This window comes from Bradyrhizobium sp. 142 (assembly GCF_023074015.1).
In the GTDB taxonomy this organism is placed as follows: domain Bacteria; phylum Pseudomonadota; class Alphaproteobacteria; order Rhizobiales; family Xanthobacteraceae; genus Bradyrhizobium.
The window spans coordinates 11,351-36,640 of sequence record NZ_JADPKQ010000364.1 but is presented as its reverse complement, the minus strand read 5'-3'; the positions used below and the strand labels follow the sequence as shown (position 1 = coordinate 36,640).

13 protein-coding genes and 2 pseudogenes are annotated in these 25,290 nt (G+C 58.7%); 3 read left to right on the top strand and 12 right to left on the bottom strand.

Annotated features, from left to right (window positions below; translation table 11 throughout):
- Positions 1-8: 8 nt before the first annotated feature.
- From IVA82_RS33440 to IVA82_RS33425, 4 genes and pseudogenes are all read right to left on the bottom strand, one after another.
- Positions 9-1,799, bottom strand: a complete 1,791-nt coding sequence (locus tag IVA82_RS33440) for a nickel-dependent hydrogenase large subunit (RefSeq protein ID WP_247385327.1) — start codon at positions 1,797-1,799, stop codon at positions 9-11.
- 30 nt (positions 1,800-1,829) lie between these two features.
- Positions 1,830-2,921, bottom strand: a complete 1,092-nt coding sequence (locus IVA82_RS33435; protein ID WP_247493710.1) for a hydrogenase small subunit — start codon at positions 2,919-2,921, stop codon at positions 1,830-1,832.
- Positions 2,922-3,261: 340 nt separating this feature from the next.
- A pseudogene (locus IVA82_RS33430) lies at positions 3,262-3,768 on the bottom strand (nickel-dependent hydrogenase large subunit); the annotation flags it as partial.
- A 5-nt stretch (positions 3,769-3,773) separates the two neighbouring features.
- Positions 3,774-3,938, bottom strand: a pseudogene (locus IVA82_RS33425) (HupU protein); the annotation flags it as partial.
- 2,060 nt (positions 3,939-5,998) lie between these two features.
- On the opposite strand from IVA82_RS33425, the gene IVA82_RS33420 reads away from it, so the two are divergent.
- A complete protein-coding gene (locus IVA82_RS33420) occupies positions 5,999-7,336 on the top strand; it encodes a pyridoxal-phosphate dependent enzyme (RefSeq protein ID WP_247493709.1) in 1,338 nt (445 codons plus the stop codon).
- A gap of 1,552 nt (positions 7,337-8,888) precedes the next feature.
- On the opposite strand, the gene IVA82_RS33415 is transcribed toward IVA82_RS33420, so the two are convergent.
- The 6 genes from IVA82_RS33415 to IVA82_RS33390 are packed head-to-tail and all read right to left on the bottom strand — an operon-like array spanning position 8,889 to position 16,855.
- Positions 8,889-10,226, bottom strand: a complete 1,338-nt coding sequence (locus tag IVA82_RS33415) for a glutamine synthetase (protein ID WP_247385318.1) — start codon at positions 10,224-10,226, stop codon at positions 8,889-8,891.
- The gene (locus tag IVA82_RS33410) at positions 10,226-11,512 is read right to left on the bottom strand and encodes an ATP-grasp domain-containing protein (protein WP_247385317.1); all 1,287 of its coding nucleotides are present in this window, start codon (positions 11,510-11,512) and stop codon (positions 10,226-10,228) included. The genes IVA82_RS33415 and IVA82_RS33410 overlap by 1 nt, the downstream gene beginning before the upstream one ends.
- Positions 11,509-12,471: a DMT family transporter gene (locus tag IVA82_RS33405; protein WP_247385315.1), complete on the bottom strand. Its 963-nt coding sequence runs from the start codon at positions 12,469-12,471 to the stop codon at positions 11,509-11,511. Before IVA82_RS33405 ends, IVA82_RS33410 begins: the two co-directional genes overlap by 4 nt.
- On the bottom strand, positions 12,468-13,256 hold the full coding sequence (locus IVA82_RS33400) for a gamma-glutamyl-gamma-aminobutyrate hydrolase family protein (protein WP_247385314.1): 789 nt from the start codon (positions 13,254-13,256) through the stop codon (positions 12,468-12,470). The genes IVA82_RS33405 and IVA82_RS33400 overlap by 4 nt, the downstream gene beginning before the upstream one ends.
- A 38-nt stretch (positions 13,257-13,294) precedes the next feature.
- Positions 13,295-14,353 carry a dhydrorhizobitoxine desaturase gene (gene rtxC / locus IVA82_RS33395; RefSeq protein ID WP_247385312.1) on the bottom strand — a complete coding sequence of 353 codons (1,059 nt, stop codon included), beginning with the start codon at positions 14,351-14,353 and terminating at the stop codon, positions 13,295-13,297.
- A gap of 24 nt (positions 14,354-14,377) precedes the next feature.
- Complete coding sequence (locus IVA82_RS33390; protein WP_346659685.1) at positions 14,378-16,855, bottom strand: 2-aminoethylphosphonate--pyruvate transaminase; 2,478 nt, start codon at positions 16,853-16,855, stop codon at positions 14,378-14,380.
- A 1,898-nt stretch (positions 16,856-18,753) separates the two neighbouring features.
- On the opposite strand from IVA82_RS33390, the gene groES reads away from it, so the two are divergent.
- Positions 18,754-19,068: a co-chaperone GroES gene (groES, locus tag IVA82_RS33385; protein ID WP_247350375.1), complete on the top strand. Its 315-nt coding sequence runs from the start codon at positions 18,754-18,756 to the stop codon at positions 19,066-19,068.
- A gap of 85 nt (positions 19,069-19,153) precedes the next feature.
- A complete protein-coding gene (gene groL, locus IVA82_RS33380) occupies positions 19,154-20,803 on the top strand; it encodes a chaperonin GroEL (protein ID WP_247493707.1) in 1,650 nt (549 codons plus the stop codon).
- A 437-nt stretch (positions 20,804-21,240) separates the two neighbouring features.
- Here the strand turns inward: groL and IVA82_RS33375 are convergent, their stop codons facing one another.
- Both IVA82_RS33375 and IVA82_RS33370 read right to left on the bottom strand, forming a co-directional pair.
- The gene (locus IVA82_RS33375; RefSeq protein WP_247387671.1) at positions 21,241-21,618 is read right to left on the bottom strand and encodes a hypothetical protein; all 378 of its coding nucleotides are present in this window, start codon (positions 21,616-21,618) and stop codon (positions 21,241-21,243) included.
- Positions 21,619-22,141: 523 nt separating this feature from the next.
- Entirely contained in the window at positions 22,142-24,265 is a 2,124-nt protein-coding gene (locus IVA82_RS33370) for a prolyl oligopeptidase family serine peptidase (protein ID WP_247387670.1), read from the bottom strand.
- Positions 24,266-25,290 lie beyond the last annotated feature (1,025 nt).

Here is a 25,290-nt window from a genome sequence, read left to right as displayed (position 1 = left end):
CCCCTGCTTCATCTGACCTTGACGCTGGCCATTTCCTGGCCGTCCGGACTCATGACATGCGTGGAGCAGGCCAGGCACGGATCGAAGGAATGGATCGTGCGCAGGATCTCCAAAGGCTGCTCGGGATTGACCATCGGGGTGTTCATCAGCGAGGCCTCGAATGCACCGATGTTCCCTTGCGGATCGCGCGGTGAGCCGTTCCAGGTGGTCGGCACCACGCACTGGTAGTTGTCGATCTTGGTTTCCTTGATCTTGATCCAGTGCGCGAGCGCGCCGCGCGGCGCCTCGGTGAAGCCAAAACCCTTGGCCTCCTTCGGCCAGCTCTCCGGCTTCCACTTGTCGACGTTCGCGGTCGAGCTGTCGCCGGCCTTGATGTTGGCGACGAGCTTGTCCTGGAAGTAGCGCATTTGTCGTCCGGCCCAGACCGACTCCAGCGCGCGCGCCGCCGTGCGACCGAGCGTCGAGAATAGCGCCGACAGCGGAAGGTCCATATCCTTCAGGAACTTGTCGACAGGATCCTTGAACTCGGCCTTGTTCTGCGCATAGCCCACCACCCAACGCGCCAGCGGGCCGACCTCCATGGCGTGACCCCGCCAGCGCGGCGCCTTGATCCATGAATATTTTCCGCCCTCATCGAGCTGCTCGATCGCGGTCTTGGTGCCTTTCGCATTAGGCCCCAGCACGTAGTTCGGCTCGGTCACGCCGTCCCAGGGATGCAGTCCCCTGGTTTCGTCGGGATATTTGTACCAGGAGTGAACCACGAACTCCTGGATCTCATCGGGGTTGGCATGATCGACGGGAAGCACCTCCGAGAGATTGCCGTTTATGATGGCGCCCCGCGGCAGCTTCAGGCTCTTGGAGGAGTAGTCGTCGGCGTGTTCCGGCACGTCGCCATAAGAGAGTACGCTCTTGCCGGAAAGACCGCCGCCGTAGAGCCAGTCCTTGTAGAACGAACCGATCGCCGCCACGTCGGGCAGGTAGACCTGCTCGTTGAACTCGATCAGGCGATCGATGATCGACGAGATCAGGTTCAGGCGCTCGATGTTGATGGCACCGACCGCGCCCGTGCCGTCGACGTTGATCGGACAGGGCACGCCGCCTACGAGCCAGTTCGGATGCGGATTCTTGCCGCCGAAGATGGTGTGGATCTTGACGATCTCCTTCTGGAAATCGAGCGCCTCCAGATAGTGCGCGACCGCCATCAGATTGGCCTCAGGTGGCAGCTTGTAGGCCTTGCTGCCCCAATAGCCGTTCTTGAAGGGCCCCAACTGCCCCGACTCGAAGAACTTCTTGAGACGGGTTTGCAGGTCCTTGAAGTAACCTGGCGACGACAGCGGCCAGCTCGAGATCGACTGCGCGAGCGTCGAGGTTGCGCGCGGGTCGGCCGACAGCGCGGAGACCAAATCGACCCAATCCAGCGCGTGCAGGTGATAGAAGTGAACGACGTGGTCGTGCACCTGCAAGGCAAGCTGCATCAGATTGCGGATCGAATTGGCGTTCTCCGGAATGGTGATCCCGAGCGCGTTCTCGACCGCGCGCACCGACGTCAGCGCGTGCGTGCCGGTGCAGACGCCGCAGATCCGTTCCGTGAACGCCCAGGCGTCGCGGGGATCGCGGTTCTTCAGGATCACCTCGATCCCGCGCCACATCGTGCCGGTGGAGACTGCGTTTCGGATGACGTTGTCGGCGTCGACATTGACCTCGACCCGCATATGACCTTCGATACGGGTCACCGGATCGACGACGATGCGTTTGCCGGAATTGTCGAGATTGAAGCCGTTGGGAGTCTGGATACCCATGATTTTCTTACCCTTGGATCCCTTTGGCGCTTAGCTGGTGTGGTGCGCGTCTTCGCGCTTGCCGGCGAGCCGCCTCACCGCGCTCACCGCTGCATGCGCGGCGACTGCCGCACCGACGGCTCCGGCCGCCACCATGCCGATCTGGTCGGCGTTCTTCTCGATGCCGAACTGCTTGATGTTGGTGAGACGGTCGTAGAACGAACCCTTGTCCCAGAATCCGTCTTCCGAGCAGCCGATGCAGCCATGGCCCGACTGGATCGGGAAGGAAACGCCGCCATTCCAGCGCACGGTCGAGCAGGCGTTGTAGGTGGTCGGGCCTTTGCAGCCCATCTTGTAGAGACAATAGCCCTTGCACGCCGCCTCGTCGTCCCACTCCTCGATGAACTGGCCGGCGTCGAAATGCGGCCGCCGATAGCACTTGTCGTGGATGCGCTGCGAGTAAAACATCTTCGGCCGGCCCTGACGGTCGAGCTCGGGCAATTTGCCGAAAGTGGTGATGAAGGTGACGACGCCGGTCATCACTTCGGCGATCGGGGGGCATCCCGGCACCTTGATGATCGGCTTGTTGGCGATGACCTTGTCGATGGGCGTCGCCTGCGTCGGATTGGGCTTGGCCGCCTGCACGCAGCCCCACGAGGCGCAAGCGCCCCAGGCGATGATCGCCATCGCATCCTCCGCCATCATCTTCAGCTTCTCGACGAACGGCTTGCCGCCGTCGATGCAGAACATGCCGCCTTCGTTCAGCGGCGGATTGCCTTCCACCGCGAGAATGTATTGCCCTTTGTGCTTGGCGCGGGTCTCTTCGAGGATCGCCTCCGCCTGGTGGCCTGCGGCCGCCATGATGGTGTCGTCATAGTCGAGCGAGATCATCGAGAGCACGGCATCCTTCACCAGCGGGTGCGCGGAACGAATGAAGCTCTCGGAACAGCAGGTGCATTCGAGGCCGTGCATCCAGATCACCGGCATGCGCGGCTTGGTCTCGAGCGCGTTCGCGATGCGGCTCGCCGCCAGCGGCCCGAGGCCGAGACTCGTCGCAGTCAGACTGCAAAATTTGTGAAAGCTCCGACGCGTGATACCTTGTCGCCTGATCACGCTGTAAAACGTTTCCGTCGCCGCGCCCATGAATTCTCCCGCCTCGTCTTTGACTTGTCTATGACGCCAAGGACAGCAAGAAGCAGGCCAAGCACTGGGAGCGTAAGGAAAGTAGAGTGATACCAAATTGCTGCAGATTTGAATTGCTCGAATTGCGGTGCGCGCGCATGCCCCGACCGAAAACCGGAAACAATTCGATTTCAGGCCACAACGAAGTTTCCGCCCCCGCGCGAGAAACCACTCAACGCGCGGTGCACACCAACCAGGGATCGAACTAGCGCACGACGTGCTGGATGGCGACCGGGCGTGCGCCGGCGTCGCCGACATCGGTGCCGATCAGCGCCTGCTCCAGCGGGCCGCCGACATCGGCTGGCTGGAAGGCCAGACTATGCGGCCATTTCCCGGCGAAGATACCCATGGGTTCGAGCAGCAGCGCCCGCGCCGGCAAGACATCGCGTGCCGCAGTGCCGCGCGTCGCTGCGAAACGGTGCCGTATCTCCTCATGCCAGGCGTGCGCGGCACAGGCCTCGCGAGCGAAGTCCTGCATGAAGAAGATGTAGAAGTGCGTGAGATGATCGGCGACATTCTCCGCCGCATGCGCGAGATTGGTGGCGAGAATCCCGTTCGGCGCGACCTCGGCCGCCATCGCATCGCGAAGAGCGGCAGCCGCGGCGAGCGACTGCGAGACCGAGCAGATGCCGCAGATCCGCGGCGCCAGCGCCAGCGCCTCGAGGGGCGGACGCCCCTCCAGGATCTGCTCGAAGCCGCGATACAGCGGCGCCGTTACCTCCGCGCGCATGACCCCCACTCTCGACATCGAGGCCAAGTTCGAGATCGCCCTCGACGCGTTGAGCGGACCGATCGTGAAGCGCGCCATGACGTGCGCTTGGCCGTCGGGCGGCCGGGCGGCACGACCACGTGGTCCGAGGTCGCATTCAGCCGCACCCGCCGCGGCGTCGCCGACTTCGACAGGGCCGCGAGCGCCACGAACCAGGTCTTGGGCATGTCGGTCGGAAGTCCGACGGGAATGCCGGCAAGCTTTGCGGATGTCTCTCTTCACAGTGAAACGCGAAGCGACTTGCTCCGGCGCGACCTCCCTCGGTACATCTGGCGCGTACGCGCGATGTTGGAAAGAACCAATCTTCGACTTGCTTTTTGACGCGACCGATCTTCTTCAACGGAGCCACGTGACCGGGCTGGCTTATCGACCCGACATGTGCAGTTTTCGCCGCTGAATTCCAACAGCGCAAAGCGATGGCGACTCCGAATAGACACTGGACAAGACGTTGGAATGGCTCATTGACCACCTGGATGAATTCCAAGCAGCGACGGCCGCCGGCGCGACTCGTTTCCGGTTCGCACGCCACGCCCGTGCTGCCGTCCGCAAGCCCTGCCCCGACGCCTCACTGAGCGAATAGAGCGCGGCGGCTATACTCTACACACGAAAGGCGGCGAGCCGCTTTTCGAGCGGGCGCTAACGAATAAACAGGCAAAAGGGGCGGCACCTTAGGCTCAATAGAACATTGGAACGCGGCCCCTAGATCTTGTGATCTGCGGCAGCCGCTTTATCGGCAAGGTCCCCGCGAACCGACGCATCTATGTCGCCACCGGGCAGTATCTACCGTACCCTCAACGCGCCTCTGGCCGGCACATATCGCCGCGGCTTAGCCCAGAGTATACTATGCAGAGACGTGGCTTGCCCTATCAATGCTTGCCTGTAGAGACCGTTCGGGCCTCGGCTGATCCGAACTCCTCTTCAATCGCGGGACACACCAACTGCACGTCCGGCTCGAAGACGAAGCCGCGTAGCACAGGCGTCACTTCAGCTTGATCTGGACGTCACCACGGCAGAATGCCTTCGGCAATGCCTAAGCCGCACGACTTTCCGGTCGCGTTCCTGTCGAGATCGCCCAGCAATGATCACAACAAAAATTTAGCTGTCTGTGAAGCTCCACTGTCACATTGAACGGGTCCTAGTCATTGTATTCGTTTTGGGCACAGCTGAGCCACTGACTGCGACCTCAAAACGAAACATCGTTATCAAACGTCTTGATGGACCATCAGGAGGCTGGGACATACTGGGCCCTCATCGTTAGATTCTAAGTTTTCAGGATTTTGCGCCATGTCATATCCACCCCCTCAAACCAAGCTGCATGCTGTGCTGAAAGGTGCTCTGGAGGATGCTGTCCGGATGGTGCCTGAAGCAAGGCGGACGTCTTCATTGAAGGCTTGCCTCGCCGAGAAGGTTCTAACTCTGGCCGCGCGGGGTGAGAGCAATCCAACGATCCTAACTCGTCTCGCCGTGCTGACAGTGCAGAAATCCTGTCATGGCTGTTACGGATGTGAAAGGTGGTAGTCGCACGGGGGGAGCCCGCGAAGCGCGAATTGATTAACTTGAACTGGAAGGTCGGGCTTTCTGGCGTCACAGTAGCACGGTTGGCGATACGCTTTTCGCTAACGTGATGGAGATTCCTTCACTATGTCATGGCGTCCGCGTGACCCAATAGCGGCCACCCACGCCGAGGCCAAACTTATCGCATATAAAATAAGACAGAACTTCCTTCGATCTGTAAACCGTCGCCGCCACTGCCTCGCTTCGGGAATGTCGTTTTCGCGACACACGAGCGTGCATTGAAACACGACCGCGCGGAATCGAACACAACACACATTTGCCGAATACCGGAGTGCACACGCAGGGAGGACCAGACTTTGATGACGGAAACAATCGCCTTGATCACGCAGGCGAATACTACCCAAGAGCCTAAGTACTCTTCGCTCGCAACGTCGGCTGGTTCTGCGACGTGATATCCGCGAAGATCCGCAGCATCCCGCACAATCGCGCTCGCGTCGGTGTAAATGGGCTGCGTCGCAGAGATGGACCCGCGAGGGCCATCGCCGCAATCCTTCAGTCGAGTTCGCTGGGATCGCTCCAACCGCAATTTAAACTTGCGTAGGCGGACGCGAGCGCGAATAAGCCCTCCGCGAAAAGCGCGCGATCGAAGTCGTCGAGGGTGGTGCTCGCAGGTACAGCTGGTTATGATCGGCGGAAACAGTTGCTGTGCAACGCTCCGGCAGCAGCCGTCACCTGTAGCGGGCAAGATCAACGCATGAACAGCACCTCTTCTTCACCAGTCAATGCGATCGCAGCCGAGCTTGGCGGCCTCGATCCCGCATACGCGCCGACGCCACTCCTGAACCTTCCGGCGCTTGCGGAGCGGCTCGGAGTGGCGCAGGTGCTAGCGAAAGACGAGGGCCGCCGCATGCTCGGCAGCTTCAAGTCGCTTGGTGGCACCTATGCCGGGTTGCGCGCCCTCGCCCGGGCCTCGCGCATGCAGGTGGCCGACCTTCTCGCGGCCCGACCTAAGGGGCAGCCGACCCTGGTCTGCGCCAGTGACGGTAATCACGGCCTCGCGGTAGCTGCCGCCGCGCGCTTTGCCGGGGCGCCCGCCCGCGTGTTCCTGCACGAGGGCGTGCCGAACGCGCGCGCGCGCCGCATCGAGAATCAGGGTGCCGAGATCGTGTGGGTGCCGGGCACCTACGACAATGCAGTTGATGCGGCCGCAGCCGCGGCCTGCCAAGGCGCCGGCATTCTTGTCGCCGACACGACCGACGATCCGAACGACCCCATCGTTTGCGACGTCATGGCGGGATACGGCGTCACGGCGGCGGAAATCCGCGATCAGGTAAATTTCGCCGGCCATGGGCGTCCGACACACGTCTTTATACAAGCTGGTGTCGGCGGACTCGCCGCTGCCATCGCCGAGGGCCTCTCGGGCTGGCTGGCACCTCCGGGATGCATCGTGACGGTCGAGCCGGAAACCGCCGCGTGTCTTGCGCCCGCGCTCGCGGCCGGTCGCCCGATTCGGGTGATGGGCGATCTCCGAACATCCGCGGAGATGCTCTCCTGCGGCCAAGCGAGTGCGCTCGCCGTTGCGGTGCTCAGGCGTCACGGCGCTCGGGCCATCACCGTGCCCGAGGCGGAATTGGTGGATGCTGTTCGCGTACTCTCCGCCCATGATGGCCTCGCCACCACGCCGTCTGGTGCAGCGGGCCTGGCGGGTGCCATGGCTGCCCTCGCAGACCCGAGCCATACTCGATCTCGGACTCGACCGGTCGAGCCGCATTCTCGTCCTCCTCACCGAACGCGCCTGGGAGGACCGAACGTGAGCACCGCGATCTTCGCTCCTAGTTCGACTTGCATCCTCTCAGTGACGCCATGTCTGGCAGGCTCGACGCTTCATGATTGCGATCATCGGCGGTCCGTCTCCGGCTCGGGAACCAGCGGCGCGCCCCCGACGGAAACCGGCCCTTCTGCTTTAGGCGGGCGAGTGGCTCTTGTAGTCGGCTTTGAAGCGGCCTGGGCTGCCGGCGGACGAATATCTGCAGGAAGAGGCGCAGCAATGTTCTGCAGAGACTCAATTCTTGAGGTCAGGGCTGCGATTTGATCTAACATCCGTTTCAAATCGGCTTGCTGCGCATCGATGTTGCGGTTGAGCGCTGAAATCTCCTCGCTCACCTCCTGTTGCCTCGACCGAATCTCCGAAAGGGCCGCCTTGTCTTCAGGTGACAACGCCGGCATTGGGACGACTTCACGTGCCGCTGACGCCTCGATCATTCGGTCGATATGGGGCCAGTAAAATGCACCCCCAACGCATAGCCCGATGAAGATGGCGACAAATCCAAAAACCCACGGAAGGCATCTTGATGACTTCTGCAAGACGGGCGGCAACTCCGAACCGTTCGCTTGATCAATCACATCCATCATTCTTTCTCTCGATCTATTATGGCTCTCGTTGCCGCGATAGTAGATGACGGTCAAGAGCGTCCATGCAAAACTAATTGGTCATGCGCACAAAGATATCGGAAAAGATCATGCCGCTTCAGCGTCCAACACGACTCTACTCGTTGAACGAATCGATGTTTTCCGGCGCCAACAGGCACTCGGCGCATTAAGGCTACACAGGCATTGAAAAAACGCACGATACGATCGCGGCCATAGCTCTAAGTACATTCGCGATGGCGCGGGCTTAGAGCAAGCGCATCAGGTGTCAGCCGTTTCATAATTGCGATGGAGTTGGCGGGGAATTCTTCGGAATGCGTGGACTTCTGATCGTTTTTGTGGCGCTTACAATAGTGTTGGCAGCACGCGGCCGGCACCAAGATGGCTTTGTGCCGCGGCTGACCGCGTCCATGCCGCCAGTCAACGTGCCCTAGTCTTATGATCGTGGTCGAGTAGCTCGGCCATTCGGCTTTGCCCTCACAGACCGGGGCGGGCGGCTTTCCCGCAACCGCCTCTTCCCGGGGGTAACCCGCGTCGCGCCTGTGCCCAAGTGCGAGTGATGCGTGGAATGGGCAGACGGAAGCGTGCCGTCAGGGTCGCGAACTCGGACCAGCCCATGCGCCGACTTTTCTGGCTCCGCCGTCTCAGACAACGCGCCAAGTCCGACGTACTTCGCGTTAGAAGCCGTTGAGCTGGATAATTGTGCGGCCTGCCATAGTTGCCATAATGCCCACGCAGAACGGCGGCGAACCGCTTGTGCTGTGTGTGTGTTTCGGCATGGGATGCCGATAAGGGGCCCCAATCCAACGCCGATTGACAAGCGGCCTCCTAGGCCTCGTGCTCACGCGAGATCTTCTCTCGTCGCTTTCTTCCAATCATCCTTACGCTCTACGGCGAGGCGATATACTTCTGTTCTCGCACCATTGGATAGATAAAATGACTTGGGCAGGCAATACCGCCCTCGGCCAAATCGGTTCTGTTTTGTGACAAGAGCGGCTTTTTCACCGTTGTGGATCCGTCGCGTGAAGCGTGTCTCCTTCAAAGCACTCGACCCAGGCATCCGGCCAAAGTGGGTCATGCGCCGTCATAGTGATGGCACGCTCGAATGCTACGAACTTCTCGCTAGCTCGCGATACAACCACAGTGCCAGCCTCACTCGCGTCTCACATGATAGCCCCAACATGAACCGCGGTTCGGACGGACGACCGGCGTACCTGCTAAATAGCTTCGAAGTACCGCTGGCGTTCACAGTCGGAGACTCGATGTTGAACGGCTTCCCACTCCCATCGCCGGGAACGGGAGAACGCTTCAACAAACCTTTCCCCAAAAACGTCCATCGCCTTTGGAGATTGTTCAAACCGGGATGTGGCCTCAGATAAGTTTTGGGGAAGCCGTTCGAACGGAGGGTGTTTTTCCTCGCTTGCATCACCAACAATTGGAGCTGCCAACACAGCATTCTCTTCAATCCCCAGAATACCGGAGCCGATAGCACATGCGAGAGCGAGATAGGGGTTCACATCTGCGCCACTCAATCTGTACTCGAGGCGGTGTGCAGACTTGTCTCCCGGAATGACCCGCACCGCACACGAACGATTGTCAACTCCCCAGCTAGGACAGGTTGGAGCCCAGTAGCCTGGCCGCAGCCTCTTATAGCTGTTCACGTTGGGCGCAGCGAGTACACAAAAGTCGTTCATATATTTCAGCTGTCCGCCGAGGAATTGGCTCATAGTTCTTGAGATGTTGCGGCTTGCCTCGCCTTCGTAAAATGCATTTTGACCATTTGACGACATTGAAATGTGAATATGTCCCGACTGTCCCGGCCAATTCTCCGAAACCTTTGCCATAAACGTTGCCATCATACCCCGCTTCTGAGCCCAGGATTTCAACATCGACTTGAATACGACTGCTCGATCCGAAGCCTCCAGGGCATCACAATGACGAAGCGATGCCTCAATCGCCCCAGGGCCGGTTTCAAAGTGGAGCCCGCTGAGCGGCAATCTAGCATTCTCACAAAGCGCCAGAATCTCTTCGAATAGCTCATTACTGGCAAGTGTGCGCGCTACTGAATAGCCAAAAGGGCCCCTCGTCAGGGGGACCCATTGATTATAAGGCTTTTTCTCAATTGTCTCGGCGCTCTCATTAAACAGCATAAACTCGAACTCAAATCCAGCAGCGCAACTGTATCCGTGGTCAGCAGCTCTTCGTAAGACCTTCCGCAAAACACCACGCGGGCAGATGCTCTCATGGCCACCTGCAAACTCTGCGAGGTAAAGATACCGATCGTGACGGTTAGACACCGGACGCGCTGTGCCTGACAGAACACGTAGGTTGGCGTCTCCGAATATCGATGGCGGCTCTTGCCCGAAATTGGCAGGTATCACTCGGTCCGAACAATCCCAGCCGAGCACGGCTTCGGAGAACTTGATTGTCCAGCCTTCGTCCGAGACATCGTCAGCAAATACGTGCTTGCCGCGAAGAATGCCGTCAAAGTCGCATACTCCAATCAATGCCTTACGCGCCTCGTCCGCGCCAGCCACCTGTATTTCGCTTGCCATCACTTCTGACCCTGCGCCGTCAATCCGAATACCTCGTCCATACGCATTGCTCGCAGCTTGCGATAATCCTCATCAAGCTCAGTCAAGTTGTTGCTCACGAGATACACAATACCCGGCGTCGAAGCTAAGTCGGTCGTCGGGACCAGGTTTTGACCTATCGGAACAAACGCTATCGAATCTGCGAAGCTGGGCAGCTTACGGATTGCGTCCAGTCCGGGATAACCGCCAACAACACCGTCCATATTGGAGATGAGTGAGACGCAAAATGCGTGCGCCAGCCGCGTGTAAGGCCCGCGTCGTCTCATATGATCAGTAAAACCGATGGGATCTGCGTAGCGCCACGCCGTCAGTGTTATATGATTGTGACCCAAAGCCATGGTCCGGGCTTTTGCCGACATTGTCCCCTGAAGCCTCGCTCCAAGATCCACCAGAACCGGCCCCTTATGATCGATGATAATTTCGGCATGAGCAGGTCCGTTGACGATCTCAAGCGCCCTTAGCGCCGGCACCAAGTAATCGGACAGCTCTTGAACAACTGGTTCCTCACCTCCCAGCAACTGCTCGAGCGCGCAGACCGATGCCGCGCCCTTGATGGCAACGGTGTCATAAGTCCACACCTCCGTGACGAAGGTTTCTCCGTCGATCGAGACAGCGTTTACGGTGTATTGTTTGCCGCTTATCTTCTCCTGGCCAAGAACAAAACGATTCATCGCTCCGAGGCAATTCGCCTTGCCGACAATAACATGCACAGCTCTGCGAACATCAGCCTCGGTCGCGCAAAAGAACACGTCCTCCGTACCTGCGCTGTTCAAGGGCTTGATCACGATTTCGTCGTAGCGCTGTTGACGCATCCAACTTATGACGTCCTCCGCATCGTCGGACACAACTTGTCTGATCGATCGCACTCCTGCAGAGCTCAAAGCGTCAGCCAAGCGCGATTTGTCACGTCTTGCAGCGGACAACGCGGTTCCATTTGAAGGTAGTCCGAGCCGCTCGGACAAGGAATCGGCCACTTCAACTCCTGACTCACAACCCGCTATGATGAATTCCAACTCCCTACCTCGGAGAGCCTCCAAATGAAATTCAACGATCTCCTCCTTAGCCATGCGCTCGTCCGGCCGAATGATTTCATCATAGATGTCGACGTTAAAGTGCGATTGGAAGATTGGTGGGATACGTGCATTCGACATCGCATGCACGGTCCTAATTCCGTAGCGCTTGAACTCTTCCGGCAGGTATCGGCCGGTCGAGTATGCGTCGACAATTACACAATTCCGTTCCTTCATGCCGATCTCCGATACTGCAAGTAGACGTTAGCCACGGCGACAGCCGTAATGAGAACGTTTCCAACAAACGTATATAAAGAAGGCACGATACGAGAATCGAAATACTGGAAAAGAAACGTAATGACAGGTGCCGTGGACAAGACCATGTTTGCCGTAAATGGCTCTACGCGGCGAATGCCCTCCTGCACAAGGAGCAAGGGAACAATGATCGTCGAGAGTGCAATCATTATGATCGCAAGCCAATGCTGTGAGATCTCTCGTAAGATGGAGGAAGGATCGCTCAGTGCTAGCAGCAAGAGGATTGCTCCATAGAAGCGATGGGCCAGCACTTGTCGACCAGATAATCCACGGTCGAACAGCAGTTTCACAAGGATATTGGTAAGCGAAAGCGACAGCCCAGCTGCGATTGCCAGGAAGATACCAAAGGACGAGCGAGATCCCCATTCGATCCCAGCGTTGCCGCTTGCCGCGATCCAGACCATGTAAACACCAACAGCCGCAATCAGAACGCTCGCGGCGATATCTGACTTCGGAGGACGCCCCTGTCTCCTGATTAGTGCGTTCAACCATGCTGTCGCTGTAGGTCCCAATGCGACCATGAACGTGACGACGATAGCTGGCTCGGCGTACTTCAGTGCGATAAACAAACCGACCCAGCTTATCGCTGTAACGCAATTGAGCGACGCAAAAGCTAGAATCGACGACTTCGTGACCTTCGCTCCAATGCCTTCGCGGCGAGCCAAAATGTTGAACGTGATACTTACGATACCAAAGCAGAACAGGAGAGTGACCCACACGTTCGCTTGCTGAAAATATGACGCCGCAAAGACTTCACCTGCCGCGCTAACGACAACGTAGAGGGCAATAAAGAGCACTCCTGCGGCGAATTGTCTGCTCGGCCTGTCGAGAGGCTCTCCTTCTTTCAATCCCAAAGGGCCGCATTTCGATCGAAACTTCACGCTACACCCCTATCAGTCCGGCGATACGTGATACATGCCTCTCCAAATGCATTGAAAAGCTGCTTGCTCAGAGGATCAGTTTCGACATGCCATTCGGGGTGCCACTGCACGCCGATCTGCAGCGTCGGCGCGCCTATTACAGAAGCCGCTTCGATCAGACCGTCGGACGCCCAGGCTTCCGGTTTCAGCGCAGCCGCAAGCCGTTCTATGCCTTGATTGTGCAAGGAGTTAACGTGCGCCTCGATCGCGCCCGCGATAGGAACGAGAACGCCGTCAGGACATAATTTCACGCTGTGCGCTATATCGTACTGGCGATCCCTCGGCAGTCCGGCCTTCTCAGCGTGCATCTGTCCGCTTTCCAGCCTCCATTCGGACAACGACGGGTGAAGCGTGCCGCCAAAATAGACGTTAAGCTCCTGAAGCCCACGGCAGATGCCGAGTATCGGCATCCCAAGGGCAACCGCCTTCTCGATGGCGCCCGCGGACAGCCTGTCACGAGGGCGATCCCTCACGCCAGCTTGAACGTCCGGCTGGCCTGTCAGTTTCAGTCTGCGCGAAGCGGACCAACTGAAGATGGCAGGATCGATATTCGATTCATCGCCTGTCAAAATCAGACCGTCGAGCCTGCCCATGATCGACAGATCACTGCCGCCTTTCGCATCGTCAGCATCGATCGTTGGCAATATCACGCAAGCCACGCCCGCATAGCGAACGAGGGCTTGAACATATTTGCGCCGCAACCAGTCACGGTGCACGCCATCGGCCAAAAGGCGGTTTGAGGTCACGCCCACCACGGCTCGGACCGACTCTGTTCGCCGCGATATCAAGCCAACTGCTCCTTCGCCTCGGGACTGGCCAGAGACTGCTCATACAAGCATCGATTTCGCTCCTTCAACTGGGCAATTACGCTGGGTTGACCTTGAGGGCCATTGACGAAGAGCCCTCCCCAGGTTGCGGCAACACTTGCGTAATGAGGATCCTGCATTCGAATTTTCTGAGCTTTGCGCAAGAGCCAGAAAGGAATGCCGGGCGACAGATGGTGCTCAAGGTGGTATTCATCCAGATTCTGACCGACAATGGCTCGCTCGATAAAATTCCCCTTTCTATTCCGAGTCAGGTAGACGTTCGTTGTCTCGGTCTCGCACATAGGTGAGTGCTCGGCGAGCTCGATAAACCAGCCGAGAGCTTGAAACGTGGTGAGATAGGGCACGATCCAAAACAGGACGAGGACGTGGAGCAGTCCAAGAAGGTATGACCCACCGAATATGAGCGTCCAAAAGAGATAAAAGCCATACTTGTCGATGAGGATTCCCGACCGGCTCTGGTCCTCGACATCTGTGATCGAAAACCGATTAGTCCAAAGGTACTTTAGATACGCGACTGTCGCGCCACCCAGTATCGGCTTCCAGATGATGTTGAAGGCGTACTGCTTAGGAGGCACAACTTCGTAAACGCCGCTGGCCAAGAAGAACTTCAAGTCGGGATCCTTCTCCGGATCGCCGAGATTCGGGTGATGCAGGTAGACGTGTGAAATCCGGTATGCCCAGTGGCGCTGGAACAAAGGATAGGACGCGAACAAAATGCCCAGGATATAATTCCAGGTCGTGTTGCTCGCGAGGGTGCGGTGAGCCGCATCGTGAGCGATTGTCGTCAATCCACGCTGGTAGGCGCCAATCAACAGAACTGCGAGGGGATATAACCACCATGACACATGAACCGTCGCCAGCACGCAAGCTGCGATCACAGCGTAGTCTTTCGCGATGTAAGCAGCTCCCGTCACGTTGTCAGGCCTCAGCGCGGAGAGCTGCTGGTTGATCTCGCGGCCAAATTGAACCGCCTCAAAACGTGACGACCTCAATTTCCAAGCATCTGCCTGTTTCATGAGAACCCCTTTTATAATCGGTTGTCAGATTGCGGAAAGCGCTTTTTCCAAGTCCTTGATGATGTCGTTAACATCTTCGATGCCGACGCAAAGCCGGATGGAGCCACCAAATATGCCGGCGGCTTCGCGCTTTTCCCGTGGGACGGTGGTGTGGGTCGTAGAGACAGGATGGGTTACCAGCGTGCGGGCGTCCCCCACATTCGACACGTGATACATCAGCTCGACGTTCTGGATGAACTTGCGGCCGGCTTGCTCGTTCTCCACCTCAAACATGATCATCGCCCCGTGCCCATACCCGGTATTAAGTGTCTGATCGATGATTTCTCGGTCAGCTCCCTCAAAAAGGCTCGGGTAGAAGACACGGCACACTTTCGGATGTTCCTTCAGAACGTCGGCTACAATCCTGGCATTTTCGCAGTGCTGCTTCATGCGAAGAGGTAGCGTTTCAAGTCCCTGAATGAGTTGAAAGCTCGCAAAAGGGGCGATGGCCGCGCCAGTATCGCGCAACCACGTCATACGCGCCTTGAGAAGAAATTCGCTCTTTCCGAGGTCGTCGAGCTCCGCCAACGCTTTGCGCCAGATGATCCCGCCGTGCGCATCATCCGGACTATTGAACAGTGGGAAGCGAGATCCTCCCCGGTAGTCGAACCCACAGTTGTCGACGATCAGTCCTCCGAGCGTCGTCCCATGACCGCAAATGTATTTCGTGGCAGAGTACGTCGTAATCGCGGCGCCGAGAGCTGACGGCTGGCAAACCAGGGGGGTTGTCGTATTGTCCACAACCAAGGGGACGCCGTGCCTTCTGCCGATCTCCGCCAGCTGCTGGACAGGAAGCGGAATCAGACAGGGATTGGAGATGACCTCCCCGAACAGACATATCGTGCGATCATCAATGGCGCGTTCGAACGTCTCGGGGTTTCGAGGGTCTGCCGTCCTTACGTTGATACCAAGACGCTTCAACGTGTTGTGGAGCAGATTCCAGGTATTGCCGTATAGATACGGAGAAGCGACGACGTTATCTCCCACCTCACCGCTTGATAAGTTTACGATCGCAAGAAACGTCGCCGCTTGACCTGATGCAACGGCCAGCGAGTCGCTTCCCATGTCGACGGCGGCGTACCTTTTTTCCAGCGCCCGGGTCGTCGGATTGATGATGCGAGTGTATGTGAAACCATCAGCCTTCACGTTATAGACGTCAGCAATATGGCTCAAATTACCGTCGAGCTCATAGGCCGTATTCTGATAGATCGGCACTGCCACAGCTTTCGTCACCGGATCACGACGGTATCCTGCGTGCAGAACAGCAGTTTCGATCGAATATGAATGCCGCGCGATGCTCGCCATTGGGCGCGATATCTCTGTAGGGCTCTCGCGTGTTTCCTGGGCTGACACTCGTCCCACGGTCAGAGTCTCACCGGAGCGGAAGTATGTGCGAAAGGCACAGCCCAACTGCTCAATCCAATTGGATTGAATCTCGCCAATACAGCCGATCCGAAAACTGCGCGTAGGAAGATGCAGTTTAGAGTAGACGTAGAGGTTATGGGCTGTCAGGTGCCGATATAGGCAGTCAAACGCTACCTGGTCGGAGATGCCAGCTGGCGCGGTGAACGCCACGCAAACCGGCGACTGGAGGTTCGCTGGAAGCAGTGGGGACGCCACTCCTTCCAGCTCTTTTATGACGCTGCCTCTTATCTTCTCATACCTGCGGCGCCTGGCATCAATGCCTTCGATGCTCAGGACCTCCAATGCCTTTGTGACTGCCTGAACGATATGCGTTGGTGGGGTCGATCGCCATTCACCAGTGCGCTCAAGCGAGCGCCATTGATCTCTCACGTCGAGCACAAACGATCTTGGCTCTTGAACTGCATTCTCAAGAAGCTCGCGAGAGGCAATAACGAAAGCCAGCCCTGGCGGACCTTCGACGCACTTGTTGCTCGACGTAACCAAGACGTCTGGCCCGCCTCGGCCTAGGTCGATGTCGACGCCGCCGAAAGAACTCATTGCGTCGACGATAGTCTTTACACCACGCTGCCTTGCTCCTTCTATGATCGGTTCGAGCGGATTCACAATCCCGGTCGTAGTCTCGCAGTGGACCAAGCATACGTGCGTGATACCTGGATCTCGGTTCAAACGCTCGATGACTTCCTCAGGGTCCAACGGTTCGGTGGCTCGCTTGATAAGATTCACCGCTTGGACGCCCCACAGCCGCAGAATTTTGAGAATGCGCTCGCCATAGATGCCGTTTATGCAAACAAGCGGCCGGTCGGTTTGGGTGACAAATGAAGAGAGAGCAGCTTCCATTCCAAAGGAGCCGCCACCCTGGATAGGAACGACCGAATAGCCTTCCGCATTGCCCGACACATTGAGCATCAGCTGCCTCATGCGAGCGGTCACTTCCTTGAACTCGCAATCGCGCGATGCGAGGTCGAGCTGCATCTGGGCCTTCACTGCCGACGATAACGACATTGGCCCAGGCGTCAGCAAAGCACGCTGTCTTGTCACACCACCCCCGTTTAGTTGTCTCGTCACACGATCTCATGTAGTGCCCATCGCAGTTCGACAGAGTCACACGATGTGTTTCGCGTGACGACGACCGAAACCCCAGTGAACGACACCTTTGACCCTAGTCGACAAATTCAGAACGATGTGCGTAAAGCCCGCAGCTCTCCCGGTACCGCACCACGTTGCCGATCGCACTTGCCGCGAAGCATCAGCTTCCTTCTGGCATTGAGATGCAGGTTTGAGGGCCACCATCTCGCGTCGCTAACAGGCAAGTCAGCCACTCTGCTTACGTGTGAGCGGCGTGCTACGATCCGACGGTGAGCCAAGCGCATCTGTCGCACGCGCGCTATGACCCAGACACAGCGAGCTTCACGACAGTCGTTGATGACCGGGCTCGCCTTGCGTGAGCCTAGGATTTGGGACATTCGCACTCTATGTCACTCGTTCGGACGGCTTCGGATGCCGAAGCCTGTCACCGCCTATTTCGATACCTTACATCTTGACGTAAGGTGCGATTCAAGCCCTCAGATAGCTTATCGTGTGAAACTTTTCGGACAACGCGGCTGTGTCGCATGTAATCCGAGGCGCCACAGTATGTGCACGATGTCCAAGATGAATCCCATCAAGCTCCAAAGCTAAAGACGCGCCCAAAGCACAAGTCAGGCAAATGACCGCTATGAGTTCTTGAAAGAGAGCGCTTGTCGTGACCGCAGGTATAAGAGCCCGCCCGATTGCGTCGTTAGGGCCGCATTATCATGTCCACTTCACGCCGACCAAGTCCGCAGACCAGACGGCTCTGCCACAAGGCCTGGCGGATCTGGGGCGAACTTAGATTCACCTGAGTAGTTTCGGAGTCCGTATCCCTCCGGCGGCGCCCGGCGACGGCCATCTTGTGTAGTTTGAGAGGCGGCCGAGGATTTGATCTTAAGTCTAGCTTTGAGGTCACGTGGCGAAAGGGCACCGAACGTCGGTGGCGATGGAGTTGCGACGAGAAGGTTCGTCATGTCGGGGAGACCTTGCAGGCTGACGAGACGGTCTGCGGCCTCACGCGCCGGTACGGGGTGTTCACAGCCTGCTGTTCACCAGGCGTCGACAAGCGCGCCAGGAGCGACCGGGCGGAGATTCCGTGCCAGCTCTTGTTCCTGTCGAGATCACACCTACGCTGGCTCCGGTATTGATCAGCACGCCGCCACCGGCGTCTTCACAGCTCGCCCTTCGCTTCAGGATTTAGTTGAACGCCTTGGCCAGGTCATGGTCGCGGGACAGTTTGGCGAGCTGTTCGCGCATATAGACCTGTCGCGATGCGGGCAGAGGCCCTTTCGCGCAAACGGGGGACATCGGCGCGCTCGCTGTCTGGAGCACGGGCGATCCGTCCAGCAGCGACTTCGGCGCGCAAAGGTGATCTGAGGTGCCGAACGATCTGAGCAGTTCCTGCGCTAGCTCTCGCAGCCAGCGTTGCCTCGCCTCGAGTTGCTGAGTATCGGATCATCGATCAAGCGGAGCGATACCCCAATTCGCGACCTCTGCGTTAGGTTCTAAACGCATCCCAATCTTAGAACGAAGTCAGCCGACGATTCGCATTTGAACCGGCACCAGATCGGCGGGCCTTTACCAGCTCGAATTTAGGGCAGAGGAATTGAACTGTTAGGCGACATTAGGTCTAGAGACAGAGCCGTACGACTCACTCAGAAGAAGGTCGGGTGCTCGGCGACGAGCTCGAGAACGTGATCTGGGGCAGCCCCCACAGAGATCCCGCGCGCCCAGCCGTTTTTCCTACTACAAACACTTGTTCCCCAAAAAATCGGTCCTATTTCAGCTGCGCCTGCGTTGGCACTCGCAGGCCGCGATTGCTAGCAATCGGGAAATCATCAACTGGTGTAAATGCTTAGGAGATCTGCATGGAATTCCGTCCGCTTCACGACCGCGTCGTGGTTAAGCGCATCGACGCAGAAGAAAAGACCGCTGGCGGCATCATCATTCCGGACACTGCTAAGGAAAAGCCTTCGCAAGGTGAAGTCATCGCCGTCGGCCCCGGCGGCCGCGATGAGAGCGGCAAGTTGATCCCGATCGACGTGCTGGTCGGCGACCGCGTCCTGTTCGGCAAGTGGTCAGGCACCGAGGTCAAGATCGACGGCCAGGAGCTGTTGATCATGAAAGAGAGCGACATCCTGGGCGTTCTCACCGACGTGTCCGCCAAGAAGAAGGCCGCCTAAACCATCGCTCGCACCGCTCATCCTGAGGAGCGCCTGCTGGGCGTCGCCAAGGGTGAGACCAAGTAAAACATTCAGGAAAACCCACATGTCAGCTAAAGAAGTCAAATTCGGCGTCGATGCACGCGACAAGATGCTGCGCGGCGTCGATATCCTCGCCAACGCGGTCAAGGTGACGCTCGGCCCCAAGGGCCGCAACGTCGTGCTCGACAAGTCGTTCGGCGCTCCCCGCATCACCAAGGACGGCGTCACCGTCGCCAAGGAGATCGAGCTCGAGGACAAGTTCGAGAATATGGGTGCGCAGATGGTGCGCGAAGTCGCCTCCAAGTCCGCCGATGCGGCCGGCGACGGCACCACCACCGCAACCGTGCTGGCGGCTGCGATCGTTCGTGAAGGCGCCAAATCGGTTGCCGCCGGCATGAACCCGATGGACCTGAAGCGTGGTATCGACCTGGCCGTGGAAGCCGTAGTCGCCGACCTCGTCAAGAACTCCAAGAAGGTCACTTCGAACGACGAGATCGCCCAGGTCGGCACCATCTCGGCCAACGGCGACGCCGAAATTGGCAAGTTCCTCGCCGACGCCATGAAGAAGGTCGGCAACGAGGGTGTCATCACCGTCGAGGAAGCCAAGTCGCTCGAGACCGAGCTCGACGTCGTCGAGGGCATGCAGTTCGATCGCGGCTACATCTCGCCCTACTTCGTCACCAACGCCGACAAGATGCGCGTTGAGATGGACGACACCTACATCCTCATCAACGAGAAGAAACTCTCCTCGCTGAACGAGCTGCTGCCGCTGCTCGAGGCCGTGGTGCAGACCGGCAAGCCGCTGATCATCGTCGCCGAGGACGTCGAGGGCGAAGCCCTCGCGACCCTCGTCGTCAACCGCCTGCGCGGTGGTCTGAAGGTCGCGGCCGTCAAGGCTCCGGGCTTTGGCGATCGCCGCAAGGCCATGCTGCAAGACATCGCGATCCTGACCGGCGGCCAGGCGATCTCGGAAGATCTCGGCATCAAGCTCGAGAACGTCACGCTCAACATGCTCGGTCGCGCCAAGAAGGTGATGATCGACAAGGAGAACACCACGATCGTCAACGGCGCCGGCAAGAAGGCCGACATCGAGGCGCGCGTGGCCCAGATCAAGGCGCAGATCGAGGAGACCACCTCGGACTACGACCGTGAGAAGCTCCAGGAGCGTCTCGCCAAGCTCGCTGGCGGCGTCGCGGTGATCCGCGTCGGCGGCGCGACCGAGGTCGAGGTGAAGGAGCGCAAGGATCGCGTTGATGACGCGATGCATGCGACCCGCGCCGCGGTCGAGGAAGGCATCGTCCCGGGCGGCGGCGTCGCCCTGCTCCGTGCCTCCGAGCAGCTCAAGGGTCTGCGCACCAAGAACGACGACCAGAAGACCGGCGTCGAGATCGTGCGCAAGGCGCTCTCCGCGCCCGCTCGCCAGATCGCGATCAACGCCGGTGAAGACGGCTCGGTGATCGTCGGCAAGATCCTGGACAAGGAGCAATACGCCTACGGCTTCGACTCGCAGACGGGCGAGTATGGCAACCTGGTCAGCAAGGGCATCATCGACCCGACCAAGGTGGTCCGCACCGCGATTCAGAACGCTGCCTCCGTGGCGGCCCTGCTGATCACTACCGAGGCCATGGTCGCCGAGCTGCCGAAGAAGAACACCGGCGCGCCCGCGATGCCTCCGGGCGGCGGCATGGGCGGCATGGGCGGCATGGACTTCTGATCCAACTCTCTCTAAAATGCGATCCCCGGCAGAAAAATGCCGGGGTCATTTTTTGCTCGCGACTTTTTCAGTTCGTTGTTCTGATCTCGCGCTATGCGCTGCGGAAATGACGATCAGCAGTTGCTAGACGTTCCGCTTGGGGTTTTGCGAGTCTGCTGGTAGGCATGTCACCGGCAGGACGAGCGGGGGATCGCCGTTCTGCACAGTCTTTCCCTGCGGCCTCAACGTCGGCGGCCGGTCAAGGCGAACACCTGGGAATGCCCGGTCGCGGTAGCCACCCATTGGCGCTACTGACTTAAATAGCATTCCGGCGCGTATCCATCGCTGTAAACGGATGCGCGAGCTAGGTGGTGGTCACCGGGAAGAGCGATCCTCATCTCTCCTAATTTGGGCCGATCTGTTGCACCGTCCACAATCAGAAGAAGAACATCGCCAACTCAATCGAGACGGAAGATCTTTCGCCCAACCGCTACAATTTCCCGGTCGGTCGGAGGATTACTTGTCTCGACGTGCAGAGTGAGATCCGGCCTGTTCACTCTCAGGAAGTTCATCAGCTCGGTCTTCTCGGTTCCCGGTCCGATGATCAGCAGATCAGTGCAGCTACTCAGGGCCCGACCTACCCTGACGACAAACGTCGGATCGTCATTCACGTCGGCAGAGCCAGTATGCGCTTTGCAATCAAGACGCTGGGGCGCCAAATGCGCGCGTACGGCCGTCGCGCTGACGCCCGTTAAACCTATGGAGAATATCTTAGCAATAAGGTGGTCGATCCACACGACCGCGTGCGAATGAATCTGAGTTGTCATGTCGCTCATGAATGGATTCCATTGCATTTCGTAATTCACCTCTCCGTCGGAGCGCAAGCCCGCACGCAAATTTCCTGCGGCTGACGATGCCAATCATGGCTCAAGTGATCAGCGTAAACCGACTCGCTACGTTGATGTAACCGAGAACAGATCGCGTTAATTGAGCGCTGTGCAGCTGGAAAGTGTCCACAACTTCATGCCGCACGCCGCCTTCTTGACGATCGAAGGCTTGTGCATTCTCCGCTCCATGTCGCCCACTGCTCCAAGATGGATTTAACGCACCATTGCGAATGCTCGAGCGCAACGAAGGAGAGCTCTTGTGGCTGTGAGAGTTCTAGATATTCAGGTTTGCGAAGCCGAAGCCATCCCGCCGGACGTGGGGATGGCTGGAGTGAAGCCATAGAGCACAACGACATCCCGCAGTGGTGGGTCATGACATACACGGATGCGGCCTGGTCACTGATCTCTCCGACCAAACGCGCTGATGTTGACAGGCCGCCATTTGCACTGGCGACCTTAGCGAACTCACTCGTCAACCGCACTCAATCCACAAGCCGCCTGGATGCATAGGGGTATTCGAGTGCCAGCCGGCGCGCGTATCCCGTGAGATTGGCGGCCGCGCTATGTCCGCCGTCGATATTCTCATAGCAGTAATAGGGCTGGCCGAGCGCAGCAAGCCTGGCGGCTGCCTTGCGGCCGTGGGCCGGATGCACGCGGTCGCCCTTGGCGGAAGTGAGAATGAAGGGGACTGGGTAGGTCTTGCCCGGGACAAGCTTCTGATAGGGTGAGTAGGCCTCGATCCACCCGCGCTGCTCGGGATGGCGGGATCGCCATATTCGCCGATGTAGGAGGAGGCTGCGCCCAACTTGGTGAACCGAAACATGTCGAACAGCGCCACCTGCACGATCGCTGCGTTGAAGGGGTCCCGGCGCTGAGTAATCGCGGTGCCCACCAGCAGACCTCCCTGGCTGCCGCCGACCACGCCCAATCGGCGCGGAGAGGTGACCTTCCGGCGGATTAGGTCCTCCGCAAAGGCGATGAAATCATCCCATGTCCGCTGCTTCGTTGCCGCTTGGGCCGCCTCGTGCCATTGCGGCAAAAACTCGCCGCCGCTCCGCAGGTTCGCGACGACATATGCATTGCCCTGCTCGGGCCAGAGCCGCCCCATCGCTCCCGCATAGGAGGGCAGGAGCGAGGCGTGGAATCCGCCATAACCATTGAGAAGAGTTGGGATCTCCGCTCCGAACCTCGCGTTCTTGGGACGCACCAGAAAGTAGGGAATCCGGGTCCCGTCGAGCGAAGTGGCCTCGAACTGCTCCGCGACATGCCTGGACGGGTGGAACTTCGGAGGTGTCGTCCTCAGTATTTCAAGCCCTTCGCTCGCCGCGTCGAAGTACCAGAGGGACGTCGGCTCCAGATAGTTGGAGACGGTGAACAGCACCACGTCCGTTTCTTCGCTAGCGGCTGACAGGCTGACGTTCTCGTTCGTAGGGAGCGGGATCGGCGTGGCCCGCCAAGTGCCCTGGTCGTACCTGTAGATGAAAGCCTTGCTCTGAACATTGTCAGGGCTCGCCATCAACAAGTTCTTGGTGACCGGGAACCCGCTGAGCGTTCGCCGAGGCTCGGGCTGGAAGACGAGCGATGGCATCCCGCGCAGCGGATCTTGGTTCCATTTGCCCAAGCCATACGAGATCATCGAGCCGGCCGCAAAGCGGGTGCTGCCGGACAGTATCCAGTCTTCATCGAGCGTCACGAGCAGGCGGCCGCTGACGATGCCGCTGATGTTTGCTTTCTTTGGCAGGTTTAGCTTGATCGGTCCGTTGGGCCCAAAGAGCACATACTCCTGCTCGACGAAGCTTATGGCGCGCATGGCGCCGGCCGCATGAACTTTGCCTTCATTATCCCGCAGCACGAAGGGCGCCGCCACGGCATCGGTCGGCTCCCCACGGAAGACCTCGCGCGCTCGAACGAGCGGCTGAGCGCGCTTGAGCTCCTTCAAGACGAAAGGGTAGCCAACCTGCGTCAGGGTCCCTTCTCCCCAATCTCGTGCGATGAGGACCGTGTGGCGGTCGACCCAGCTGACGGCCTGCTTTCCCTCCGGAAGAGCGAAACCGGTCGTGACGAAGGCGTTGGTGTCCAGGTCGAACTCTCGGACGCGTACGGCGTCCTTACCGCCATCAGAAAAATGGACGAGGCACAGGCGCTCTTCGGGCGGCAGGCAGCTAGCACCTTTAAAGACCCAGTTTTTCTTATCTGCGACCGCCAGCGCGTCAATATCGATGATGGTCTCCCAGTGCGGGTCCTGGCCGCGATAGCTGTCAAGCGTAGTACGCCGCCAGATGCCGCGCACGTGGTTCTCGTCCTGCGAGAAATTGCTGAGACCCCGCCGTTCCAACGAAACATACGAGATCCGGTCTTTGGCCTGAAGGATGCTGAGTGCCTCCTCATAGAAGCGCCGATTGCGGGGATCTGATTGGAGCATGCCGAGCGTCTTGTCATTCTCGGCGCGGGCCCAATCCAGTGCGCGCGGCTCTTCGATTTCCTCGAGGCAAAGGAAGCGATCGTCCACCCGGGCCGCAGCGGCCGACTTCTGGGGCACCGCCGTGAAGGACAAACACGTCAGCGAGAGCAACACGGCGCGGAGCGAGTGTTTCATGGGAGTGATCCTGGACTGGGTGGGCCGCCCGGCTCGCGCGACTTGCGAGCTGGCCGGAAGCGGACAGAAGGCGTACATTCGGTCTCGACAGCGGACATGGGCGGGACCGTGCCCGCCGGTCCGAACGAAGCAAGCAGCGTGCCGCCTGAAAATTGGAGGTTCTCCAGTCGCTCGGTCGCGCCCGTTGGCTCAAACCTGACAATGCGGTGTTAGCTTCGAAAGTATTGTGATGAGCTTTACGCTTCTCACCGATGGAGCAGAGGTGCCCTGCTCTGGCATTTCACAGACCGGTCCGTAATCGCGCTAGAAGCATTTATGGCGCGCCTAGCTTGCAACGGCACGTGCTCAAGAAAGGCCCTCGCGCGGAGAATTTGCCGCGACTTGGTGCAGCGAGCGCGAGCACATGTCAGCACGGCGACATAAATGCGGAGGATCCAGTGACGAGCCCGCCGAGACGGCAGTCGTTCTCGCAATTCGCAGGCATTGCACGAAGTGACTCGCAATCCGCGGGATCGATCATAATTATTTGCAAGCGCAACGCACCCTTAGGCCCTACATACCCAATCACCTGCGCAGGTTCTCTCGGGTCAGAACAAGAACTGGCTCCACAGAATCAAGCACAGGCTCTCGGCTTTCGTCAAAAAACCTCAGGGCAACGTCTCTTGGTTGTTCATTAAGAGCGGCCACCATGGTGGTTCGCTACTCACCGACCTCCGATCGATGCGGCGTGCCAGGGAGAGGTTGGTCTTACCGGCGGGCAACAGCGGTCGTGATCTCCCGACTCTCTGGTGGTCCGACGCTGACAGGGTGCCAAGGTCGACAAGCGTTCATAATCAAAGGTCTCGAGCATGGCGCGATTCGCCTTTCGACACGCGCTTGATCTCGGCATCGGTGCGTTGGCGCACGGAAGGATTTCGTTTGCGGCGGCTACAGCCGAAGGCCGGGTGTTCGGCACCTGAAATTATCCGGCGGACCGCCAACCTTGCACAGTCTTACTACGAGTTTGTGACGTTAGATTACCTTCG

Excerpts from the sequence above, each read along its gene's own strand:
- IVA82_RS33440 (WP_247385327.1), bottom strand. The coding sequence starts at position 1,799 with ATGGGTATCCAGACTCCCAACGGCTTCAATCTCGACAATTCCGGCAAA.
- IVA82_RS33435 (WP_247493710.1), bottom strand. The coding sequence starts at position 2,921 with ATGGGCGCGGCGACGGAAACGTTTTACAGCGTGATCAGGCGACAAGGT.
- IVA82_RS33420 (WP_247493709.1), top strand. The coding sequence starts at position 5,999 with ATGAACAGCACCTCTTCTTCACCAGTCAATGCGATCGCAGCCGAGCTT.
- IVA82_RS33415 (WP_247385318.1), bottom strand. The coding sequence starts at position 10,226 with ATGGCAAGCGAAATACAGGTGGCTGGCGCGGACGAGGCGCGTAAGGCA.
- IVA82_RS33410 (WP_247385317.1), bottom strand. The coding sequence starts at position 11,512 with ATGAAGGAACGGAATTGTGTAATTGTCGACGCATACTCGACCGGCCGA.
- rtxC (WP_247385312.1), bottom strand. The coding sequence starts at position 14,353 with ATGAAACAGGCAGATGCTTGGAAATTGAGGTCGTCACGTTTTGAGGCG.
- groES (WP_247350375.1), top strand. The coding sequence starts at position 18,754 with ATGGAATTCCGTCCGCTTCACGACCGCGTCGTGGTTAAGCGCATCGAC.
- groL (WP_247493707.1), top strand. The coding sequence starts at position 19,154 with ATGTCAGCTAAAGAAGTCAAATTCGGCGTCGATGCACGCGACAAGATG.
- IVA82_RS33375 (WP_247387671.1), bottom strand. The coding sequence starts at position 21,618 with ATGAGCGACATGACAACTCAGATTCATTCGCACGCGGTCGTGTGGATC.
- IVA82_RS33370 (WP_247387670.1), bottom strand. The coding sequence starts at position 24,265 with ATGAAACACTCGCTCCGCGCCGTGTTGCTCTCGCTGACGTGTTTGTCC.